This window comes from Celeribacter sp., from assembly GCF_048259695.1.
Classification (GTDB): domain Bacteria; phylum Pseudomonadota; class Alphaproteobacteria; order Rhodobacterales; family Rhodobacteraceae; genus Celeribacter.
Genome location: NZ_JBLXHL010000001.1, coordinates 714,614 through 721,522, shown reverse-complemented (window position 1 = coordinate 721,522; position 6,909 = coordinate 714,614). Strand labels below are relative to the sequence as shown.

General features: G+C 57.8%; 7 protein-coding genes. 5 read left to right on the top strand and 2 right to left on the bottom strand.

From position 1 onward, the window contains the following. Together ACN0Q0_RS03475 and ACN0Q0_RS03470 are read right to left on the bottom strand one after the other, a co-directional pair. A partial coding sequence (locus ACN0Q0_RS03475; protein ID WP_417241978.1) for an acetyl-coenzyme A synthetase N-terminal domain-containing protein occupies positions 1–75 on the bottom strand: 75 nt, incomplete at its 3' end. A gap of 424 nt (positions 76–499) precedes the next feature. Then, positions 500–1,336, bottom strand: coding sequence for an amidohydrolase family protein (locus ACN0Q0_RS03470; protein ID WP_417241955.1), 837 nt, complete (start codon positions 1,334–1,336; stop codon positions 500–502). Between the two features lie 199 nt (positions 1,337–1,535). Between ACN0Q0_RS03470 and ACN0Q0_RS03465 the strand changes: the two genes are divergently transcribed. From ACN0Q0_RS03465 to ACN0Q0_RS03445, 5 genes are all read left to right on the top strand, one after another. Next, positions 1,536–2,840 (top strand): sugar ABC transporter substrate-binding protein, encoded by a 1,305-nt coding sequence (locus tag ACN0Q0_RS03465; protein ID WP_417241954.1) that lies wholly within the window; start codon positions 1,536–1,538, stop codon positions 2,838–2,840. 95 nt (positions 2,841–2,935) lie between these two features. After that, positions 2,936–3,832 (top strand): carbohydrate ABC transporter permease, encoded by an 897-nt coding sequence (locus ACN0Q0_RS03460; protein ID WP_417241953.1) that lies wholly within the window; start codon positions 2,936–2,938, stop codon positions 3,830–3,832. 3 nt (positions 3,833–3,835) lie between these two features. Continuing rightward, positions 3,836–4,702 carry a carbohydrate ABC transporter permease gene (locus ACN0Q0_RS03455; RefSeq protein ID WP_417241952.1) on the top strand — a complete coding sequence of 289 codons (867 nt, stop codon included), beginning with the start codon at positions 3,836–3,838 and terminating at the stop codon, positions 4,700–4,702. A 4-nt stretch (positions 4,703–4,706) separates the two neighbouring features. Beyond that, the gene (locus ACN0Q0_RS03450; RefSeq protein ID WP_417241951.1) at positions 4,707–5,792 is read left to right on the top strand and encodes an ABC transporter ATP-binding protein; all 1,086 of its coding nucleotides are present in this window, start codon (positions 4,707–4,709) and stop codon (positions 5,790–5,792) included. 3 nt (positions 5,793–5,795) lie between these two features. After that, a complete protein-coding gene (locus ACN0Q0_RS03445; RefSeq protein WP_417241950.1) occupies positions 5,796–6,908 on the top strand; it encodes a mandelate racemase/muconate lactonizing enzyme family protein in 1,113 nt (370 codons plus the stop codon). The last annotated feature ends 1 nt before the right edge of the window (position 6,909 follow it).

Below are 6,909 nucleotides of genomic sequence, written 5' to 3'. Positions count from 1 at the left end.
GGGCGTCATCCAGTCGAGCGTCTTGCCCATCTCGCCCCAAAACCCCACAGGATCAGACACAGACCGCGCGTACATCTCGTCATACGCCGCACGATCAATATGGGCAGACGCCGTAAATGCGGCCGTGGGGGGTGTCATGAGGGTCTCGTCGGACATTGGAAGCTCCCTGAATAGTCTCTCTGTAGGGTCCGCCGGTCACGGACCTCCTCCTGAGGCTAGGTTTAACGAAGTATTTGTCAAAAAGCGTCTAAGTTACTACTGACGCTACGTTTTTTTGTAAACAAATTCACCAAACGGGAGCGAGTTTTGTAAATTATTGCGAATATTCTGAAAACTTCGCGTGTTTGCAGATGGTTAGCGGAGGGCGAACCGCACCGGTTTGGCGGTGAAGGCCGGTGGCGGATATGGTGCAGGAATTATGTGGGCGCTAACACTGTCGGGGAGCGACAGTGGCAGGGTGCATGTTGTTACCTTTCGGGCGCGACTCACCCGGGCGGTGTCACAGCGGGATGTCCCAAATCCGGGCGGCGTTAAGGGCATAGAGGCGTGCGCGCTCATCTTCCGATGCGCCTGCGGTGAGGGCATGGGTGGTTTCGACCCACCGTTCGAGTGAGGCATTCAATGTGCATACGGGGCTATCGGAGCCCCAGACCACGCGGTCCCATCCAAAGGCCTCGATCACGTGCTCAACGTAGGGGCGCAATGTGTCGAGGGTCCAGTCGGGTGTGGCGTAAGCCGTGATCCCGGAAATTTTGGCGTTCACATGGGGGCGCTGCGCAAGGTCGCTGATCGCCACGGCCCAATCGTCATAGTGGTCCCCTGCGATGTCAGGCACGCCGCAATGGTCGAGGACAAATTCGGTGCTGTCGCAGGCATCGGCAAGTTCGATCGCGATGTCGAGTTGGCGGGCGAGTACACATATATCGAATGGCAGGCCCTGCTCCCCGAGTTTGCGGACATTGGCGCGAAAGGTCTCCGAGCGGGACAGGTCGTCGGGCATGACATGCAGCACGCGCCGCACGCCTTTCACAACGGTCAGGTCGAGTGCGTCAAGGAAGGCGTCAAAGCCTGCGTCCTCGGGGCGGGCGGATGAAATGGCGCCACGCATGAGGGTATCGTCCGTGTCCATGATCTCGCCGATCCATGCGGTTTCGCCCGCGATGTCGGCGGGATCTACGTCCACTTCCATATGGAGCGCCCCCGTGATCCCGAGGCGGGCGGCGGTCTGTGCATAATCCTCATAGCTCCAGTCAGCATTCAGGGCGGGGGCCTGTGCGAGCCAGGGGTAGGACAGGCGGCTGCGGTCAACGAGGTGAAGGTGCGTGTCGATGAGCATGTGAGGTTCCTTATCGGAGGACGGGTGTATGGGCAGTCTAGCGGAATTCTTTTTCGAGTTCACCTTGACTCACTTTCAGAGTCAAGTTTAGATATGAAACAGGCTTCCGAATATGAAATTTGCCAAATGGGAGGGCGAATGGGTTGGGAAGCGGGATCCAGCGTCGCAAATGCGGTGTTGTATAATTGGGAGGACTAAAATGAAATCTTTTGTAGGTGGTGTTTCTGCCGCTGCACTGATGCTCGGGGTCGCCGTTTCGGCGCAGGCCGGTGAGTTTGATGGTGTCACGATCGAAGCCAAGCTGATCGGTGGTCAGCAATACGAGGCGCTCTATGCGCGCATTCCCGAGTGGGAAGCGGCCACAGGGGCGACTGTCAAAATCATCTCGAAAAAGAACCACTTCGAGCTTGATAAAGAATTTAAATCCGACATCGCGGCGGGGACAACCGATTGGTGCGTGGGCTCCAACCACTCGTCTTTTGCCTCGCAGTATCCTGTCCTTTACACGGATCTGACAGGGCTGATCCCCGCCGAAACCGTGGCCGAGTTTGTTCAGGCCAATATCGCGGCGGCGACCCTTGAGGGGCGGCTTGTTATGTTGCCACGGGCGCAATTTGATGTCTCCGCGCTCTACTACCAAAAAGATCTCTATGAGGATGCCGACAAGGCCGCCGCATTCGAGGCGGAATATGGTTATGCTCTGGCTGTGCCTGAGACTTGGGAGCAGTTGAAAGATCAGGCGATCTTCTTCTCCGATCCCCCCAACTTCTATGGCACGCAATATGCGGGCAAAGACGAGGCCATCGTCGGTCGCTATTACGAGATGATCGTGGCGGATGGCGGCAAGCTGTTCAATGACGACTTCTCGCCTGCGTTCAACTCGGATGCCGGTAAAGAAGCGCTTCAGTGGTTTGTCGATCTCTATGAGGCCAGTGCGGTTCCTGCGGGGACCACGAACTATCTGTGGGACGATCTGGGTAACGGCTTTGCCTCCGGCACCATCGGCCTCAACCTCGACTGGCCCGGATGGGCGGGGTTCTTTAACGACCCTGAAGCGTCCAAGGTTGCGGGCAATGTCGGTGTCGCCCCTGCGCCCAAAGGCTCCGCGGGTGTTCGTACAGGGTGGTCCGGATTCCACGGGTTCTCCGTGACCGAAAGCTGTGCAACGAAAGAGGCCGCGGCATCTTTGGTGAACTTCCTGACCAACGAAGACAGCCAGAAACTTGAAAGTGCGGCCGGACCATTGCCGTCCCGTACCGCTGTTTGGGATTATGTCTCCGAGCAGGCGTCTGATGACCCCTATCGTTCGGAAGTTCTCGCCGCGTTCAAGGAAACGGCTGCGACCGCCTTTGCCGTGCCGCCGACCTCGCTTTGGATCGAGGCAACAAACCTCATTTATCCCGAGCTGCAGGCGGCCATTCTTGGCGATAAGACCGTGGACGAAGCTTTGGCAGATGCCGAAAGTGCCGTCGATGATCTGATGCGCGAAGAGGGCGTCTACTAAGCCTTTCGCACCTCTTGGTGGCGCGGCGGTCCCTCACCGCGCCACCCTTTTCTAGACGCGGCATGTCACATCGTGCCGATCCTCGGGATAACCCAATGAAACGTATGAAACTGCCCCCATGGCTGGCCCTGTTGATGCCAGCCATCATCATTCTATCCGCTGTCGTTCTGGTCCCTTTGGTGCTGTCGCTCTATTCGAGTTTCACCGCGTATAAATTGACCAAGCCCGAAACCCTGTATCGGTGGATCGGCACGTTCAACTATGAAAAAGCGGTTGGGGATGCAAAATTCTGGGCCGCGTTCGGGCGCACGGTCTTGCTGTTGACCCTCGCGCTGAACCTCGAAATGATGTTGGGGTTGGGCCTTGCGCTTATGGTGTCAAAGGTCACGCGCGGGCAACGGATGTTACGCACGGCGATGATGTTCCCAATGATGTTCTCGCCCATTCTCGTCGGGTTCCAGTTCAAGTTTATTTTCAATGATAACGTGGGTTTGGTGAATAATGCGCTGCAATCATTGGGGATTACGGAACGCGCAATCCCGTGGTTGGTCGATGGCAAGCTCGCCATGTTTTCCATCATTTTTGCGGAAGTCTGGACCGCCACCTCTGTCTTTGCGATCCTGATCCTTGCGGGGCTGTTTGCCATTCCGCAAGATCCGCTCGAGGCGGCGAAAGTCGACGGGTGTACGCCGTTCCAAACGTTCAAATACGTCACTTTGCCGTTCTTGATGCCGTTCATCTATATCGCCATGGCGATCCGCTCGCTCGATGTGGCGCGGGCCTATGACATTGTGCAGATCATGACCAACGGGGGACCTGCGCGACGCACGGAACTGATTTGGACCCTGATAGGACGAACGGGATATGTGGACGCCAAAATGGGCTACGCCAATGCCATGGGCTATATCTCGATCTTCCTCGCTATCTTCTTCACCGTCTACTTTTTCAAAAAACTGACCTCGGCGCGGGCCGAGCTTGGGATGGGGGTGTAAATCATGGCGAGCAATCTGACCCACCGCAATCGCAAGCGTGCGCTCAAGGCGCTGCATCTCTTTGGCCTGTTCATGGCGATGATGGTGCTGTGTGTGCCGGGCCTCTGGATCGTGCTGAACTCGTTTCGCCCGACTGTCGAGATCATGGCCAAACCGCCCGTCTGGATCCCCAATGAGTTGAACCTCGATCATTACCGCGCCATGTTTGGCGGCGCGGGTGAGGGCGGCGTGCCGGTGCTGACCTATTTCCGCAACTCCTTTGTGATCTCGGTGACTTCGACCGTCATCGCGATCCTTGTGGGGATGAGCGGCGGCTATGCCTTTGCCCGTTACAAGTTTAAATTCAAAGGTGCGATTTTTGTCGGCTTGATGGTGACGCGGGCGGTTCCCGGGGTTGCCCTGTCGCTGCCGTTGTTCATCATTTTCGCGCGGATCGGGATTATTGACACCCACTTTGGCATGATCCTTGCCTATGTCGCTATGAACGTGCCGTTCACGATCTGGCTGATTGACGGTTTCTTTCGCCAGGTGCCGCCCGAACTGGCCGAGGCCGCCGAGATTGACGGCTGTACGCGGTGGCAGGCATTCTGGCGGGTCGAGTTTCCCGTGGCCAAATCGGGAATTGCGTCGGCGGGTATCTTTGCCTTTTTGACCTCGTGGAACGAATACGCATTGGCCTCACAGCTCACGCGCTCCACCACGTCGAAAACCATGCCTGTTGGCCTTCTGGATTTCACATCCGAATTCACACTCAATTGGGGCGGCATGTGTGCGCTGGCGGTTTTGATGATCATTCCCGCGCTCATCCTCACGTTCCTCGTCCAAAAACACCTCATTGCCGGCCTCACTTTTGGCGGCGTGAAAGGATAATACTATGGCTCAAGTTCACCTGCGTGATGTGGTCAAAAAATATGGCAACCTCGAAGTTGTCCATTCCATCAATCTCGACATCGAGGATAACGAGTTCGTTGTTCTGGTTGGTCCGTCCGGCTGTGGTAAATCCACGACATTGCGGATGATTGCTGGGTTGGAGGACATTTCGGGCGGCGAAATCCTGATCGGGGATCAGGTGGTCAATGACCTGCCGCCGCGCGATCGCAATATCTCGATGGTGTTTCAGAACTACGCGCTCTACCCGCATATGACGGTCCGTGAGAACCTCGGTTTCTCGCTCAAGATTGCCAAGCGCCCACAGGCTGAAATCGATGTTGCGGTGGATGAGGCCGCGGAAATTTTGTCGCTCACGCCGTTGCTTGATCGCAAGCCCGGTGCGCTGTCGGGGGGGCAACGCCAACGGGTCGCGATGGGGCGCGCAATTGTGCGCCACCCTGAGGTCTTTCTGTTTGATGAACCGTTGTCGAATCTGGACGCCAAATTGCGCACCCAGATGCGGGTGGAGATCAAAAAGCTGCACCAGAAAGTGACATCGACCATCGTCTACGTGACCCATGATCAGGTCGAGGCGATGACGCTTGCCGACCGGATTGTCATCATGCGCGATGGCTATATCGAACAAATCGGCACGCCGTTGGATGTGTTTGAAAACCCGCGGAACACCTTTGTCGCGACCTTTATCGGGTCGCCGCCGATGAACCTGCTCGACGGTGTGGTGAAGGGCGGGAATGTCGTTTTGACGGATGGAACCACGTTGCCTATTCCGCCGCTTTATACCGCGTCGGAGGGCCAGGACGTGCAATTCGGAGTGCGCGCCGACAACATTATGCCCGTCGGTCACGCCCTGCCGCCGAGCGCGCATATGTGCGAGATGGAAATGGCCGTGAACCTCACGGAACCGCTTGGCACCGAGACGGTTTTGTATGCCGAACTCGCGGGCAAGGAAGTCCAGGCCAAGATGCTGAACCCGCGCCCTGTCGCGATGGGTGAGCGGATGATGTTCCAGATCACACTGGACAAATGTCACCTCTTTGACGCCGGCACGGGCGTTGCATTGAAAGGCTAGGTTATGGCGAAGATCACCCATGCGCGCGCTTTTATGGTGGACCTTGAACCCAAGGTTCTGCGCACCGACGCAATCCAGTCGTTCAAATCCCAGGAGACGATTTTTGTCGAGCTTCGGGACGGTGATGGCGCCCGTGGTATGGGCTATTCCTATACCATCGGGGATGGCGGTCCGTCCGTACTTGCACTGTTGCGTCACACGCTTTTGCCGCGTTTGATGGGGCAGGATGCCGACACCATCGAGGCCATTTGGCGCGACCTGTTGTTTTGCTCACATGCCACGGCTGTCGGCCCGATCATGTCGCTTGCACTGGCCGCGATCGACACAGCGCTTTGGGATATGCGCGGTGTCAGAACAGGGCTGCCGTTGCACCGGTTGGCGGGCGGGGCAAAGGCGTCTGTGCCGATGTACACGACCGAGGGCGGGTGGTTGCACATCTCGCCCGAAGCGCTCGCAGAGGATGCTCTTGCCGCCCGCGAACAGGGATTTAGGGGCTCGAAAGTCAAAATCGGAACCCCCACAGTTGCGGGTGATGCGGCGCGGCTCGGGGCGGTGCGTGATGCCCTTGGTCCCGAATACGAGATTATGACAGACGCCAATCAATCCCTGACCGCCGCCGAGGCGTTGCGCCGCGTGCCGATGTTGGAGGGGCTCGGGATCGCGTGGTTCGAGGAACCGTTGCTTTCTGACGATATTGCGGGTCATGCCCGTTTACAGGCGAGGTCCTGCGTGCCGGTGGCGGTGGGCGAAAGCCTGTATTCCGCAGGGCAGTTTGCGGACTACATCGCGCAGGGGGCGTGCGGGATTGTTCAGGCCGATGTGGCGCGGGTCGGTGGTATCACGCCGTGGCTCAAAATCGCGCATCTGGCCGAGGCACATAATATGGCGATTTGCCCGCACTTCCTGATGGAATTGCATGTCAGCCTTGTCTGTGCCGTGCCAAATGCGCCGTGGTTGGAATTCATCCCGCAGCTCGACGATGTGGCCGCTCCGATGGTGCGTGCGGGTGGCATGGCGATTGCGCCGACGGCGGCGGGGCTTGGCATTGATTGGGATCACGACAAGCTCGCGGCACTGACAAGTGCGGGTAGCGCGTTCGAGATCAAGGAGGGCTGAC